General features: G+C 62.0%; 15 protein-coding genes. 8 read left to right on the top strand and 7 right to left on the bottom strand.

The genetic code is table 11. The features are described 5' to 3' along the window. The first annotated feature begins 34 nt into the window (after positions 1–34). Complete coding sequence (locus EA462_RS10235; protein WP_124178482.1) at positions 35–805, top strand: SIMPL domain-containing protein; 771 nt, start codon at positions 35–37, stop codon at positions 803–805. A gap of 335 nt (positions 806–1,140) precedes the next feature. Here the strand turns inward: EA462_RS10235 and carA are convergent, their stop codons facing one another. Continuing rightward, positions 1,141–2,217 (bottom strand): glutamine-hydrolyzing carbamoyl-phosphate synthase small subunit, encoded by a 1,077-nt coding sequence (gene carA / locus EA462_RS10225; protein WP_124178481.1) that lies wholly within the window; start codon positions 2,215–2,217, stop codon positions 1,141–1,143. Between the two features lie 102 nt (positions 2,218–2,319). Here carA and EA462_RS10220 point away from each other — a divergent pair, with 102 nt between their 5' ends. Further along, positions 2,320–2,733 carry an Lrp/AsnC family transcriptional regulator gene (locus tag EA462_RS10220; RefSeq protein WP_124178480.1) on the top strand — a complete coding sequence of 138 codons (414 nt, stop codon included), beginning with the start codon at positions 2,320–2,322 and terminating at the stop codon, positions 2,731–2,733. Between the two features lie 105 nt (positions 2,734–2,838). Here EA462_RS10220 and EA462_RS10215 read toward each other — a convergent pair whose 3' ends face one another. Then, positions 2,839–3,552: a CehA/McbA family metallohydrolase gene (locus tag EA462_RS10215; RefSeq protein WP_124178479.1), complete on the bottom strand. Its 714-nt coding sequence runs from the start codon at positions 3,550–3,552 to the stop codon at positions 2,839–2,841. Between the two features lie 54 nt (positions 3,553–3,606). On the opposite strand from EA462_RS10215, the gene EA462_RS10210 reads away from it, so the two are divergent. The 3 genes from EA462_RS10210 to EA462_RS10200 all read left to right on the top strand — a co-directional run bounded on the left by EA462_RS10210 (position 3,607) and on the right by EA462_RS10200 (position 5,645). Next, on the top strand, positions 3,607–4,653 hold the full coding sequence (locus EA462_RS10210) for a diacylglycerol/lipid kinase family protein (protein ID WP_124178951.1): 1,047 nt from the start codon (positions 3,607–3,609) through the stop codon (positions 4,651–4,653). A gap of 6 nt (positions 4,654–4,659) precedes the next feature. Next, positions 4,660–5,229, top strand: a complete 570-nt coding sequence (locus EA462_RS10205; RefSeq protein ID WP_124178478.1) for an NUDIX hydrolase — start codon at positions 4,660–4,662, stop codon at positions 5,227–5,229. 92 nt (positions 5,230–5,321) lie between these two features. Then, on the top strand, positions 5,322–5,645 hold the full coding sequence (locus EA462_RS10200) for a DUF7853 family protein (protein WP_124178477.1): 324 nt from the start codon (positions 5,322–5,324) through the stop codon (positions 5,643–5,645). Between the two features lie 21 nt (positions 5,646–5,666). On the opposite strand, the gene EA462_RS10195 is transcribed toward EA462_RS10200, so the two are convergent. After that, the gene (locus tag EA462_RS10195; protein WP_124178476.1) at positions 5,667–5,981 is read right to left on the bottom strand and encodes a hypothetical protein; all 315 of its coding nucleotides are present in this window, start codon (positions 5,979–5,981) and stop codon (positions 5,667–5,669) included. A 63-nt stretch (positions 5,982–6,044) separates the two neighbouring features. Further along, positions 6,045–7,103, bottom strand: a complete 1,059-nt coding sequence (locus EA462_RS10190) for a zinc-binding dehydrogenase (protein WP_124178475.1) — start codon at positions 7,101–7,103, stop codon at positions 6,045–6,047. Positions 7,104–7,243: 140 nt separating this feature from the next. Between EA462_RS10190 and EA462_RS10185 the strand changes: the two genes are divergently transcribed. Together EA462_RS10185 and EA462_RS10180 are read left to right on the top strand one after the other, a co-directional pair. After that, the gene (locus EA462_RS10185; RefSeq protein ID WP_124178474.1) at positions 7,244–7,882 is read left to right on the top strand and encodes a MogA/MoaB family molybdenum cofactor biosynthesis protein; all 639 of its coding nucleotides are present in this window, start codon (positions 7,244–7,246) and stop codon (positions 7,880–7,882) included. Next, positions 7,879–8,628 carry a 5-formyltetrahydrofolate cyclo-ligase gene (locus tag EA462_RS10180; protein ID WP_124178473.1) on the top strand — a complete coding sequence of 250 codons (750 nt, stop codon included), beginning with the start codon at positions 7,879–7,881 and terminating at the stop codon, positions 8,626–8,628. The genes EA462_RS10185 and EA462_RS10180 overlap by 4 nt, the downstream gene beginning before the upstream one ends. Positions 8,629–9,112: 484 nt before the next feature. On the opposite strand, the gene EA462_RS10175 is transcribed toward EA462_RS10180, so the two are convergent. Genes EA462_RS10175 through pyrG form a run of 3 tightly spaced genes read right to left on the bottom strand, consistent with a single transcriptional unit; the run spans position 9,113 to position 12,041 of the window. Continuing rightward, on the bottom strand, positions 9,113–9,439 hold the full coding sequence (locus EA462_RS10175) for a DUF7126 family protein (RefSeq protein WP_124178472.1): 327 nt from the start codon (positions 9,437–9,439) through the stop codon (positions 9,113–9,115). Next, on the bottom strand, positions 9,436–10,353 hold the full coding sequence (gene guaA, locus EA462_RS10170) for a glutamine-hydrolyzing GMP synthase (RefSeq protein WP_124178471.1): 918 nt from the start codon (positions 10,351–10,353) through the stop codon (positions 9,436–9,438). Before guaA ends, EA462_RS10175 begins: the two co-directional genes overlap by 4 nt. Next, on the bottom strand, positions 10,353–12,041 hold the full coding sequence (gene pyrG / locus EA462_RS10165; protein WP_124178470.1) for a glutamine hydrolyzing CTP synthase: 1,689 nt from the start codon (positions 12,039–12,041) through the stop codon (positions 10,353–10,355). The genes guaA and pyrG overlap by 1 nt, the downstream gene beginning before the upstream one ends. A 219-nt stretch (positions 12,042–12,260) precedes the next feature. Between pyrG and EA462_RS10160 the strand changes: the two genes are divergently transcribed. After that, complete coding sequence (locus EA462_RS10160) at positions 12,261–12,641, top strand: cyclophilin-like family protein (RefSeq protein WP_124178469.1); 381 nt, start codon at positions 12,261–12,263, stop codon at positions 12,639–12,641. Positions 12,642–13,264 lie beyond the last annotated feature (623 nt).

Raw genomic sequence — 13,264 nt, 5'->3', positions numbered from 1 at the left:
GAGGTGATTTGAGAGTGTCGGTCCAACACCTGGTATGGATCGAAGACAGTTCCTCGCAGCATCGACGGTCGGCGTGACGGCGGCGATGGCCGGCTGTATGGACCGCGCACTCGGGAGTGACGAAGGCGAGCGCTCCGATCGTGGGACGACGGGGGCGGCATCCGGCGACGCGGTCGACCGAGAGATCACGGTGAGCGCAAACGGCGAGGTCGAGACCGAGCCCGATCGGGCGACACTCTCGGTCGGCCTCGAGGCCGAGGGATCGGAGGCGGAAGAGGTGACTAACGAACTCGCAGAACGGGCCGAGGCGCTTCGGGACGCCCTCGACGAACTCGGGATTCCGGACGAACACGTCGAGGAAGGACAATATCGCGTCCATCCCCGACGCGGCGACGGTGACGGGTTCGAGGGGACGCACACCTTTCAGATAGAACTCGACGACGTCGAACGCGTCGGCGAGGTCATCGACGCCCTGGTCGAAGAGGGCGTCGACAACGTCGGCCGAGTGAACTTTTCTCTTCACGACGAAACCGAGGCAGAACTCCGTGACCGTGCGATCGATTCCGCATTCGAGAACGCGGACGAAGAGGCGATGTACATCGCGCAAAATCGAGACGTCTCACTCGCTGGAATCGTTTCGGTTTCGACGACGAACGTAGATACCGTTCCCGTGCGGTACGATGCGCGGGATGTAGTCGCTGAGGACGACGTCGCAGCGTCGGCGGCCGAAACGGAAATCGACGCCGACCCCGTAACCGTAACCGCGTCCGTCGAAGTCGTTTACGGCTTCGAAAACCGCGGCTGAGGTATCGAGTCCGGATCGTCGAGCGATCGACCCGACCCGGTTAGCACAAACGACCGGTCGCCCGCACCGGATTTCGCCTGATCCAGCGATCGCTGTACCGTCCGTCAGTCGTTATTCGTCGCGAGAACGACGCTCCGCTCGCTCTCGTCGGCGCGACCAGCCGAGCGAACACCGTTTTGAGCGCGTTCGTGTCGTCGCCGGTCAACAGGATCGAGGTTCCGCTCTCGACGCCCTCGACGATGAACTCGAGTCGGCCGTGGGCGTCCGGCAGGTCTCGGTTGAGGTATTCGACGATCAGCTCTTCGAACGATTCGGTTTCGATCTCGCCGGTGGAATTAGTCGTCGGCGGGGACGGCCGCGGTCGTCTGCGAGTCGGTCATCCCGAGGACGTCGTCGAAGAAGTCGAGGGTGTCCTCGGGACCCGGGTTGGCTTCGGGGTGGTACTGACGCGTGATGACGTCGTACTCGAGGCCGTCGAGTCCCTCCGGCGTGTCGTCGTTGACGTTGACCTGGGTTATCTCGAGGTGGTCGCCGGGGTCGGCAACGGTGTAGCCGTGGTTCTGGGTCGTCATGACGACTCGACCCGACTCGAGATCGAGAACGGGTTGGTTGATGCCGCGGTGACCGAACGTCATCTTCTCCGTCGTCCCTTCGAGCGCTTCAGCGACGATCTGCTGGCCGAGACAGATGCCGGCGACGGGCGTATCCTCGACGAACTCCCGAACGAGCGAAATAGCGTTTTCGTAGTTCGTCGGGTCACCGGGTCCGTTCGAGATGAACAACACGTCCGGGTCGATATCGTCGATGGCTTCGACGCTCGTATCGTACGGGAGAACGTGAACCGTCGCCTCACGCTCGAGCAGGGAGTCGACGATCGATCCCTTCGCACCGCAGTCGACGAGTGCGACGTCGGGACCGCCGTTGTCCGCGCCGTGGATCGTCGGTTTCTCGACGCTGACCTGTGCGCCGATGTCGGTGTGTTCGCTCATCGTCTTGCACCGGTCGAGTTCCGCCAGAGCGTCTTCTTCGGTGACGTCGTCACCGACGGCGATGCCACATTTCATCGCACCACCGTCGCGGATGTCGATGACGATCTCGCGGGTATCGAGGTGATCGATCGACGGCACGCCTTCGCTCTCGAGCCACTCCGCGACGTCTCGGGTCAGTTCCTTTGCGAGTACTGCACGCGGGTGAACGCGGTCGTCTTCGAACCGCTCTTCGCGGACGCCGTAGTTACCGATCAGGGGGTACGAGAAGGTGAGCACCTGTTCTTCGTAGGACGGATCGGTGAGGCTTTCTTCGTAGCCGGTGTACGCCGTCGTGAAAACCAGTTCGCCACGAGCTGTTCCTGGGGAACGACCACGGCCCTCGATCACGTGGCCACCCTCCAGTGCAACGTAGGCAGCTGTCATTACGATCTACGTATCGGGCACACGATCATAAGTGTTGTCTTCGAAGCTGAGTTACGAAATTCGTAATCGGTAAGTGGGGTGTCGTCGTACTCTCGAACCTCCATGGACGACCTGGACCGACAGATCCTCGATATTCTCCGCCGAGACGCCCGGACGCCTTACACCGAGATCGCAGACGAGGTCGAGACGAGCGAGGGAACCGTTCGCAACCGCGTCGAGCGAATGATGGACGACGACGTCATCGAACGGTTTACAATCTCGACGCGGACGGGAAACGTCAAGGCGATGGTCGAAATCAGCGTCGCCGTCGACGTCGACACGAAGGCCGTCTCCGAACGGATCGCCAGCTGGGAAGAGGTCGATTTCGTCTGGATGGTTTCCGGAGAACAGGACATCGTCCTCGTCGTCGACGCCGCGGACACGCGCGGCGTCAACGATCTCATCACGCAGGCCCGCGATCAAGAGGAGGTCGTGAGCACGAAGACGCGGCTCATTCTCGACGAACAGCTCGGGTAGACGTCCTCGGGTCCCCTTCGGTTCATACGGTCTGCTGTAACTGTTTACCGGCGCACCCGGCATCCGGTCTCCGGATACGCCGGTACTGACTTACGGCAGACCGTATCAGGACCTCTCCTCGCCGGGTGGAGTTCCGACTCCCGGCGTCGGCTCCTCGAGCGCGTCGATCACCCGTTTGCGGCGGTGGATCGTCCGGTAGCCTCGACGAAGCAGTCGGTCGAACCGCGAGTGAGCGACGCGCGCTCCCACACGTCCGTCGCGGATCGCTTCGACGACCGCCGTGGGCGTGAGTCGATCAGCGTCGACGATCGTGTACGCTCGCCCCACCTCGAGCGGGTAGTGGGCGTCGCTGCCACCGACCAGTGGGAGATTTCGACCCTCAGCCAACGCTTCGACCAGCGGTCGCGACCGTGGATGCTTGCCGTTGACCTCGATCGCGTCGAACGGAACCTCCTCTAGTTCTCTTATCGTACTGTTTCGAAACGGGTGGGCAACGATCGCAGCGCAGTCGCGCTCGTGAGCTAACTCGACCGCCTCCGCCGGCGTGAGCGTCCCGGGTTTCGTCTCCGCGGGCGGGTCGGGACCGACGGCGAGGACGTGGCCCCGATCCGTCGTGATCTCGATCCCCGGGACGAGTTCGACGTCGGCGGGCGGATCGAGGGGCGTATAGTAATCGTGGTTGGTCGTCGCCACCCCCTCGAGGCCCCGTCGCTTGGCCGCTCGTGCGAGCAATCGAACGCCGAGCGGGTCGAATCGATCTCCGAGCTGTCGGTGACCGTGGAAGAACCTGGTATGTGCGTGCAGATCGACGGCGTACATGGAGATGCAGACGCCGGGAAGATGCTTTTGCGCTGTGCCGGCGTCTTCCACTGCATGGGATCGGACGGCACGGACGGAGGCCGGACGGATGGTGATCGCGTCCTCGTTCTCAATCCCGTCAGCGGAGACGAAACGCGCGTCGACGACGTCGTCGAACTGGCACGCGATCACGGCTTCGAGGTTCGACGGACCGAGCGGAGCGGCGACGGGAAGAGGTTGGCTCACGAGGCGGCCGTCGACGCAGGTCTCGTCGCCGCAGCTGGCGGCGACGGAACGATACACGAGGTCGTCAACGGCGTCTTCGACGCTGACGCACTCGGGTCGACGACCGTCGCCGTCGTTCCGACGGGAACGGGAAACAACTTCGCGACGAACGTCGGGATCGAGGGCATCGAACACGCCTTCGAGGCGATCGATCGGGGTCGCCGTCGGATCATCGACCTCGGAATCGCGAACGATCTCGCGTTCGTCAACTCCTGTGTCGGCGGTCTCACCGCCGAGGCCAGCGACGAAACGTCCTCTGAGAGCAAACGCAATCTGGGCGTGCTCGCGTACGTGAAAACGACGCTTCAGACGGCTCGCTCGTTCGATTCGCTCCCGTTGCGGGTAGAGTCGGCCGTTGGACCGGACGGCGAACGTGGACGGACCTGGGACGGCGAAGCACTGTTCGTTCTCGTCGGTAACTGCCGGCGGTTCAACGGGACGCGGACTGCACAGGCCAACGTCGAGGACGGCCTGTTCGAGCTAACGATCGTCGAAGCCGCCTCGGCACCCGAGCTACTCGGAGACGCCGCTTTCGAGAGACTGTTCGGCCGCGACGGAAAACACATCGTCCGCCTGCGGACGCCTTCGCTCTCGATCGAGAGTGGAGGGGAACCCGTCGGATACAGTCTCGACGGCGAGATACTCGAAACCGAACGCCTCGTCCTCGAGACGAATCCCGGTGCGCTCGAGGTCGTCGTCACCGAGAGCTATCGCGCCGATCCAGATGCGGACGGAACGCCGTGGCCGCTCGGCCGACAGCTGGAAAGAAAAGCGAGTAACGGTGTGCGTTCGACGCGGTCGAAAGACGATACTGGTTTCACGAGTCGAGACAATTAGACGAGTATGAGTACACCGACGGACGAGCTAGAGCACAAAAACGCCGCACAGGACGTTATCGCTGTCGACGAAAACGATAGTGAACTCGAACTCGTCAACCGACTCGAGGCTCACACGGGCGATGGGATTCGCCACCGGGCGTTTACGTCGCTCGTCTTCGATCAGGACGACAACGTCCTGCTCGCACAGCGATCGCCGGACAAGCGCCTCTGGGGGACCTATTGGGACGGAACCGTCGCCTCACACCCCGTCGAGGGCCAGAGCCAGGAGGAAGCGACTCAAGAGCGTCTCGAAGACGAACTCGGAATCTCCCCGGACCAGTACGACGGCCTCCGGCTTACGGACCGATTCGAGTACAAGCGGTACTTCGAAGATCAGGGCGTCGAACACGAAGTCTGTGCCGTTCTGAAGCTGACGCTGACGGATCGAACCCTCGATCCGAACGAGGAGGAAGTCGCGGGGCTGCTGTGGGTTCCCTACGAACGATTGCACTCGAACCCCGAGTGGTATCGACAGCTTCGGCTCTGTCCGTGGTTCGAAATCGCGATGCGTCGAGACGTTCGATCGGTCGAGTAGCATTCTCGGTGTGTGCTAACTTGTGACAAGGCTTATTACGTCGCTGTTCGTATCGTCCTCTGAGGGCCGACGGAATCGGTCCGTGTGACGAAATGAGTTCCCCACCACCGGAAACCGAAACGCACGAAGTGACGCTCTCTATAGAAGAGCAATGGGTCGTCCATCACGTTCTGGCCGACCGAGTCGACGAAGCGCTCGACGCCGAAAAAACACCTCCTTCGTGGACGATGTCGGCGTTCGAGACGATCGAATCCGACGACGATCCCGAGACGTTCACTGGCCGGCAGATCCGGAACCTCTCGGGCGAGTTGGCGACGTACGTCGATCGCGACGAGACGCCCGAACGAGATCTCGTCCACGGATCGGCCGTCCTCGAGCGCTTCGAGGACGCGCTTCCGTCGGACTCCGACCGGTAGTACAGCGTCCTGTTTTCAGCGTCAGGGTCGAGTCGTCGCCCAGACGGCCGTCACCGCGAGCAATACAGCGGGGACCAGCGGCAAGATCAACAGTGCGAACAGATAGCCCACGTCCGGTGGCCAGAGCAAGATCGCAACGGGAGAGACGATAAACGCGAAGACGATGACGCCGACGAGTATCCACCCTCGCCAGTCGAACTCTCGGTCGGCACTATCGGGATGAATCGGCTCGTCGGTCCACTCGCTGTCGTCCGATTCGGCTGAGCCATCCCGGCGCTCCCCGTCGGAAAACGCCGAAGGGTCGTGAACGTATCCACCGTCGTCGCTCGAGGTCACGGGCGGACGTTCGGAGCGCGCTATCAAAGCACTCACGGTTCGCCGCTGTGGCTCACGGGCGGCTCACGGCGAGAGCCGTCCAGTGTACTCGCTGTCCGGTCGGACGACGACCTTTCCAAACCCCTCGCGGTCTTCGATGATCTCGTGTGCGCGGGCCATCTCGCTCATCGGAAGGACCGCGCGAATCGACGGCTCGAAGGTGCCGTCCCAGACGAGTTCCATCACGTCGTCGACCTGTCCCGGCGTCCCCATCGTCGAGCCGATAATCTGGAGTTGATTCCAGAAGATGCGCGGGATATCGGTCCGGGGGTTCCCGCCCGCGGTTCCGCCGCAGGTAACGAGTCGCCCGTTCTTGGCCAGGCTCTTGATCGAGTCCTGCCAGGTTCCCGCGCCGATGTAGTCCACGACGACGTCGACCCCGCGCTTTCCCGTCTTCTCGCGAACCCACTCCGAAAAGTCTCGGTGCTCGTAGTTGACCACGTGATCGGCTCCGTGCGCGCGTGCGTACTCGAGTTTATCGTCCGTGCTTCCCGTCGCGTACACCTCCGCACCCGCGAAGTCCGCGATCTGGACTGCGGCGTGACCGACGCCGCCGCTCGCACCGAGAACGAGGATCTTCTCACCCGCCTCGACACCGGCGCGGTCGATCAGCATTCGCCAGGCGGTCTGAAAGACCAGAACGGTGGATGCGGCCGTGAGCCAGTCGACGTCGTCGGGGACGGGGATCAGATTTTCCTCGTTGACGGCGGTGTACTCGGCGTGGAGTCCTGGCACGTGCTCGCCTATGAGATGAAAGTTGACGCAGAGCGTCGGATCGCCGTGTCGACAGAACTCGCAGTCGCCACAGCTCACGCCGGGCGTCACCGCGACCCTGTCCCCCGGCTCGAACCGGGTCACGTCCCGACCGACCTCCGCGACGACGCCCGCTGCATCGCTGCCCGGAACGTGGGGCATCTCGAGGGAGAGCGTCGGCAACCCACGACGAACCCAGACGTCGAGGTGATTGAGCGCACCCGCTTTCACGTCGACCAGCACCTCGTCCGGGCCGACATCGGGATCGGGATACTCGCCGTACTCGATGACGTCGGTCCCGCCGTGTTCGGTGATTTTGACTGCCTGCATATCTCACACAGACGAGAACTCCATCCATAACAGTTGGGCACTCGACCACGTTCGAACGGTTCACACGGACGGTCGTCGGTGATCCGTCGCGCCCGTTCCGTGTGCGTATCGTTTTCCCGTCGGCTCACGAAGACGGCTCCATGAACGAGACGGAACAGCAGGCGAGTTCGGAGGCGACCGGTCAGGAGTCCCGGGCGGCGGATCCCACGCTCGGCGTTGCGACCGTGACGATCGCCTCGAGTCGAACCCTGGCGTCCGACAGTGCGGGTAAAGCTATCGAGACCGCCATCGAGCGGACCGATCACGAACTGACGACTCGAGAACACGTCGGCACCGATCACGACCGGGTTCAGTCGATCGTCTCGCGCGTGATCGAACGCGACGACGTCGACCTCGTCGTCACCGCCGGCGCGACGAGCGTCGAGCCGACCGATATCGCCATCGAAGCGGTCGAACCCTTACTCGAGAAGAAGTTACCCGCGTTCGATCACCTGTTCACCTCGCTTGCCTACGAGGCGGTCGGCACTCGAGTCGTCGCCGCCAGAACGCTCGCCGGCGTCGCTGAGGAGACGCCCGTGTTCTGTCTTCCCGGCGACGAAGCTGCGACCCGACTCGGAATCGAAGAGATCGTTCTCCCCGAAGCGACACACCTCGTCGATCTGGCTCGAGCGGATCGCGAACGCGAGGAGACGTACGGGACGGACGACGGAGATGAGCCGATGGGCAACGAACGTGACGATGGGTCGAGTGGCGGTGGAACGACCGGTGGACACGAATGACCGACGAGGGAGTTCTGGATCCCGACGACGCCGACAAACCGGCGATCCGCGAGCGGGTCTGGGATGATCTCGAGGAGAGCGGAACGGCTCGGTTTCCGTTCCCGCCCCACGGTCGCATTCCGAACTACGAGAACGCGATGACAGCGGCCGAACGACTCGCTGAACAACCCGAATGGACGGAGGCCTCGACGATCAAGGCCAATCCCGACGCACCACAGCTTCCCGTCCGTCGGCGGGCGCTTCGGGACGGCAAAACCGTCTACATGGCGGTCCCTCGGTTGCGAGAGGAGCGGTGCTTTCTGAAGCTCGATCCCGACGAACTCGAGGATTTCGACGCGGCGACGACGGTTTCGGGCTCGTCAGAACACGGCCGGCCCGTCCACCCGGACGAGATGGATCGAATCGACCTGATCGTCTCCGGGAGCGTCGCAGTCACCGACGACGGCAACCGAGTCGGTAAGGGAGAGGGGTACAGCGACCTCGAGTACGCGATCTTGCGAGAACTCGACCTCGTCGACGACGAGACGCCGGTCGCGACGACCGTCCACGAACGACAGGTACTCGACGATGCGATCGAGGCCGACGATCACGACGTCCCGATGGATCTGATCGTCACGCCCGAACGGGTGAGACGACCGGACGAACGCGACTCACCGACCGGAATCGACTGGGATCGTCTCGATCCCGATCGGCTCGAGGAGATACCCGTTCTCGAGCGACTTCGCGAAAAACACGGTAACCGCTAACCGTCGAGCGTGTCGTCCCCCGTGCACTGATCGTCGCTCCGCGTCGAATGACTCTCCGGTCTAACGTCGCGTCGAATGACTCTCCTAATCGAAGCTACTCGTCGTACTCGGTCGGAAAGAAGTCCCCCCAGGACGCGAACGGCGCGTCCGGGGTGCCAGAACCGCAGGGTGTGACGCGGGCCGGTGCAGCGGAACCCGCGTCGAAACGGTGTGGCAATGGTGGGAAGGGTGCTGTGGTGGGATTGCTGGAAGTCACGGGAACAGGCGTGGGGTGCCTCGGTGGGATATGCCCGTCGACCTCCATCGTAACCAATCGGTGACTGCTACTTCAACGGGGATGACGGTATACCGTTCTTACGCCGAGTTCCGTCGGATTTAATCCGGATTCAATCCCCCGATAACGGGGTGTAGACTGTTCATACCTCCCTATTCGTGAGTCTATAATAATCCATCACGTGCGAACGCCGAACGCGGATCGTCGGGTTCAATCGACGAGCTCGTCGGCCACGACGGCCGGATCGACCAGCCGCGGATCGACGGAGAGATCGAGCTGTCCCCTGACGAACTCGGGTATCGTCTTTCGGCTGTAGACGACGGTCCGAATCTGATCGCTGAGATCGCAGACGATCGGTATCGACGTCGCCTGATCGATATCGGTGAGGACGTACAGTTCGGCGCCGACGATCCCGACCTCTTCGAGTCGAGGTCGCGTCAGGACGCCGTCGAGTCGATGCACGTCCGCACCCTCGTTCTCGAGGGCCGGTGCGATGTCGTCGTCGTCGGGACCCGCGACGATTACTTTCCGGCTCATTCGTACTCGATCGTCGCGGGAGGCTTGTGCGTGACGTCGTAGACGACGCGAGCGACGTTCTCGTTCGTCCCGGTGATACGTGACTGAATGCGTTGAAGGGTTTCCCAGTCGATCTCCTGTGCGCGGGCGGTCATCCCGTCTCGCGATTCGACGGATCGAACCGAGACGACCCAGCCGTGAACGCGGTTATCGCCCTTGACGCCGGTCGCCTTGCCGATGACCGCGGCGAGTGCCTGCCATGGCTCGTACTCTTCGAGTTCGTCTTCGACGACGTGACAGGCGTCTCGTGCGACCTCGAGTTTCTCCTCGGTGACGGGGCCGATCACGCGTACGGCGAGGCCGGGACCGGGAAACGGCATTCGTTCGGCAACGAGTTCGTCCAGTCCGAGGTGGCGAGCGACCTCGCGGACCTCGTCCTTGTAGAGGTCGCGGACGGGTTCGACGATGCCGTCGAAGTCGACGACCTCCGGAAGTCCGCCGACGTTGTGGTGGGACTTGATCCCGCCCTCGCTCTCGATCCGGTCGGGGTAGATCGTCCCCTGGACGAGGTAGTCCGCGTCGGCGTCGTTTGCCTCGCGTTCGAACTCGCGGATGAACTGCTCTCCGATGATCGCGCGCTTTTCTTCGGGGTCGCTGACGCCGGAAAGGGCCTCGAGAAACCGGTCTTTGGCGTCGACGACACGAAGTGACTCCATGTAGGAAAACGTCTCGCGAATCTGTTCCGTCTCGCCTTTTCGCATCAGGCCGGTATCGACGTACACCGGCGTGAGCCGATCGCCGATCGCCTCGTAGGCGAGCGCGGCGGCGACCGAGGAATCGACGCCGCCCGAGAGGGCGATGACGGCGTTCTCGTCTCCGATTTCGGTTTCGATCTCTTCGACTGCGTCCGGGGTGAACGTCTCAGTGTCTACCATCAGTGGGTTACCTCCGTTTCGGAATCGATGTCGGTCGTCTCCTGTGTGTTTCCGGTTTCGTCGATCTCGATTTCCTCGAGAACAGCCTCGACGAGTCCGAGAAACGGCGGACTGGGCTGTCCAGGCCGGGACGTGTACTCAGGGTGGAACTGCGTGCCGACGAAGTAGGGGTGGTTCTCGAGTTCGAGGATCTCCATGCGATTGCCGGCCGTTCCCGAGAACGTCAGCGGCTCGTCTTCGAACGCCTCGAAGTACTCGGGGTTGACCTCGTATCGGTGTCGATGGCGCTCGGAACAGGACGTATCGCCGTACAGTTCGTAGGCGAGCGTCTCAGGTTCGATCACCGTCGTGTGCTCGCCCAGACGCATCGTCCCACCCATGTCCTCGACCTCGTACTGTTCGGGCAGGATGTCGATGATCGGGTGGGGCGTGTCCTCGTCCATCTCCGCGGAGTGTGCGTCCTCGAGTCCCAGCACGTTTCGGGCGTACTCGACGACGGCCATCTGAAATCCGAGACAGAGTCCGAGGAAGGGAACGTCGTTCTCGCGGGCGTACTGGACCGCCCGGATCTTGCCCTCGGAACCGCGCATACCGAAGCCGCCGGGGACGATGATTCCGTCGACGTCCTCGAGCTGGTCGTCGTAGCCGTCGGCCATCCCGTCGGCGTGGACCCAGTGGACGTTGACGTCGACGCCGAGTTCGAAGCCGGCGTGTTTCAGCGACTCGTGGATCGACATGTAGGCGTCCTCGAGGTCGTACTTGCCGACCAGCGCGACGTCGACCGTTCCCTCTTTTTCGCTGGTGACGATGTCGCGCCAGTCGTTCGTTCGCTCCGCCTCGGGAAGTGCCTCGTCAGCGAGTCCGAATCGCTCCAGGACGTACTGATCGAGTCCCTCGTCTTCGACCATCAGCGGAACGTGATAGACGTCTTCGACGTCGGGGTTCGAGAACACCGCTTCGGTCGGGATGTCACAGAACAGTGCGATCTTCTCTTTCGTCTCGGACTCGAGGCGATTCTCACAGCGGCCGACGATCACGTCGGGCTGAAGTCCGATCGAGCGTACCTCCTTGACCGAGTGCTGGGTCGGCTTCGTCTTTTGCTCGCCGTTTTTCGAGTACGGTACCAGAGTGACGTGTGCAAAGAGAATATCGTCGTCGTCTTCCTCGTGGGCGAACTGGCGCAGCGCCTCGAGATACGGCATTCCCTCGATGTCCCCGACTGTGCCGCCGACTTCGACGAGACAGACGTCGGTTCCTTCGGCCGCCTCTCTGATCCTCCGTTTGATGTCGTCGGTGATGTGCGGAATGATCTGGACGGTCTTGCCCAGGTAGTCACCAGCGCGCTCTTTTTCGATGACGTGCTGGTAGGTCTTTCCGGTGGTGACGTTGTGGTCCGACGTCATGTCGACGTCGAGGAACCGCTCGTAGTTCCCCAGATCGAGATCGACCTCGCCGCCGTCCTCGAGGACGTACACTTCGCCGTGCTGGTAGGGATTCATCGTCCCGGCGTCGACGTTCAGGTACGGATCGATCTTCACCGCGGTGACGTCGAAGCCGGCGTTCTTGAGAAGACGGCCGGTGCTCGCAGCCGTGATTCCTTTGCCGAGTCCCGACATCACCCCGCCGGTGACGAAGATGAACTTGTTCCCCAGAGACGGGTCATAATGAGTGTCCGATTCCGTCGGCATACCGACTGTCCGCGTGAGCAGTTGAAAACGATTTCGGGACCGGACCGTCACCGCCAACCGTTCGCATTCCTCGAGCGACCGTGGCTCGGCATTCGAAACGATCCGAACGCGTACTCGAGGACCCCGAGACGACACTCGACGTGATCAAGCGCCGTCGAACCGGTGCTTAGGTGAGTCGGATCCCAACCGCTGAAGTACTGCCTCCCCGTTGGAACGCGTATGACGGACCTACGTCTCACCGTCGGCGGAATCGAACTCGAGGCGACCTGGACTAACGACGCGCCGGAAACCCGCGCGGAGCTCGATGCGGCGCTTCCGGTCTCCGGCGACGCGATCCGCTGGGGCGACGAACTCTACTTCGACGCTCCCCTCGGAGTTTCGAGCGAGAACGCGCGCGAGGTCGTCGCCGAGGGGTCGATCGCGTACTGGCCCGCCGGCGGAAAGCTGTGTCTGTTCTGGGGTGAAACGCCCGCGAGCGTCGACGGCGAACCGAGAGCCGCCGCGCCGGTGAACGTCGTCGCGCGCGCAACCGAGACGAAGCCACTCGAGACGCTCGAGGGCGGAGCGAGGATGACGCTCGAGCGCGCCGAGGAGCGTTGATTCCAGAGAAAAACGATTCATCGGGAATTCGATCCGTAAATCCGAACCCCCGTTCAGGTCGTCGCTACTTGCCGAGAGATGGGCAGCGACTTAGCAACCGAGTTGTAGGAATCCTCCGCCTCGATGCTCTCCCGTTGGTGGTCGTCTGCTTGCTTGTCTGTACTATACCACATAACATGCTGATATTTCTGTGGACCGCTGCTTACAGGTAGTTCCTTATATAAATACTGGCGGTTGCTTACAGGGTGTAACGCATCGGTCGATTGCTTACAACCAGACACAGCAGACACACATCTATACTTCGTTTTGAAGGGTTATTCGGCTGTCTCAATGATTAACTCTGAAACCTCAACTGTTGAACTATTATCAGTAGAACCATCACTATAATTAATGCGAACAGTATTTTCAGGGTCTTCATATTCATTTGTTGTATCTGCTGTGAATGTATGCTCACCATCTTCTTGGATATATATCTGGTCGACAGATGTGGTTGAACGTAAACAACCACGGGTCAGGTGACCCGTGGCTTTTGTAATTCCCTCAGCCTACGTCGTAAGCACTCCACGCGAAGCGATTTCGCGGGATGAGGATGGGCGGTTTACAGAGCGCCCCGACCCAGACAG

Source organism: Natrarchaeobius halalkaliphilus (assembly GCF_003841485.1).
Lineage (GTDB): Archaea > Halobacteriota > Halobacteria > Halobacteriales > Natrialbaceae > Natrarchaeobius > Natrarchaeobius halalkaliphilus.
The sequence above is the reverse complement of the archived record's forward strand: the minus strand, read 5'-3'. Positions and strand labels throughout refer to the sequence as shown.

Excerpts from the sequence above, each read along its gene's own strand:
- EA462_RS10215 (WP_124178479.1), bottom strand. The coding sequence starts at position 3,552 with ATGTACGCCGTCGATCTGCACGCACATACCAGGTTCTTCCACGGTCAC.
- EA462_RS10180 (WP_124178473.1), top strand. The coding sequence starts at position 7,879 with ATGACCGACGAGGGAGTTCTGGATCCCGACGACGCCGACAAACCGGCG.
- EA462_RS10235 (WP_124178482.1), top strand. The coding sequence starts at position 35 with ATGGATCGAAGACAGTTCCTCGCAGCATCGACGGTCGGCGTGACGGCG.
- EA462_RS10160 (WP_124178469.1), top strand. The coding sequence starts at position 12,261 with ATGACGGACCTACGTCTCACCGTCGGCGGAATCGAACTCGAGGCGACC.
- EA462_RS10205 (WP_124178478.1), top strand. The coding sequence starts at position 4,660 with ATGAGTACACCGACGGACGAGCTAGAGCACAAAAACGCCGCACAGGAC.
- pyrG (WP_124178470.1), bottom strand. The coding sequence starts at position 12,041 with ATGCCGACGGAATCGGACACTCATTATGACCCGTCTCTGGGGAACAAG.
- guaA (WP_124178471.1), bottom strand. The coding sequence starts at position 10,353 with ATGGTAGACACTGAGACGTTCACCCCGGACGCAGTCGAAGAGATCGAA.
- EA462_RS10200 (WP_124178477.1), top strand. The coding sequence starts at position 5,322 with ATGAGTTCCCCACCACCGGAAACCGAAACGCACGAAGTGACGCTCTCT.
- EA462_RS10220 (WP_124178480.1), top strand. The coding sequence starts at position 2,320 with ATGGACGACCTGGACCGACAGATCCTCGATATTCTCCGCCGAGACGCC.
- carA (WP_124178481.1), bottom strand. The coding sequence starts at position 2,217 with ATGACAGCTGCCTACGTTGCACTGGAGGGTGGCCACGTGATCGAGGGC.
- EA462_RS10210 (WP_124178951.1), top strand. The coding sequence starts at position 3,607 with ATGGGATCGGACGGCACGGACGGAGGCCGGACGGATGGTGATCGCGTC.
- EA462_RS10190 (WP_124178475.1), bottom strand. The coding sequence starts at position 7,103 with ATGCAGGCAGTCAAAATCACCGAACACGGCGGGACCGACGTCATCGAG.
- EA462_RS10175 (WP_124178472.1), bottom strand. The coding sequence starts at position 9,439 with ATGAGCCGGAAAGTAATCGTCGCGGGTCCCGACGACGACGACATCGCA.
- EA462_RS10185 (WP_124178474.1), top strand. The coding sequence starts at position 7,244 with ATGAACGAGACGGAACAGCAGGCGAGTTCGGAGGCGACCGGTCAGGAG.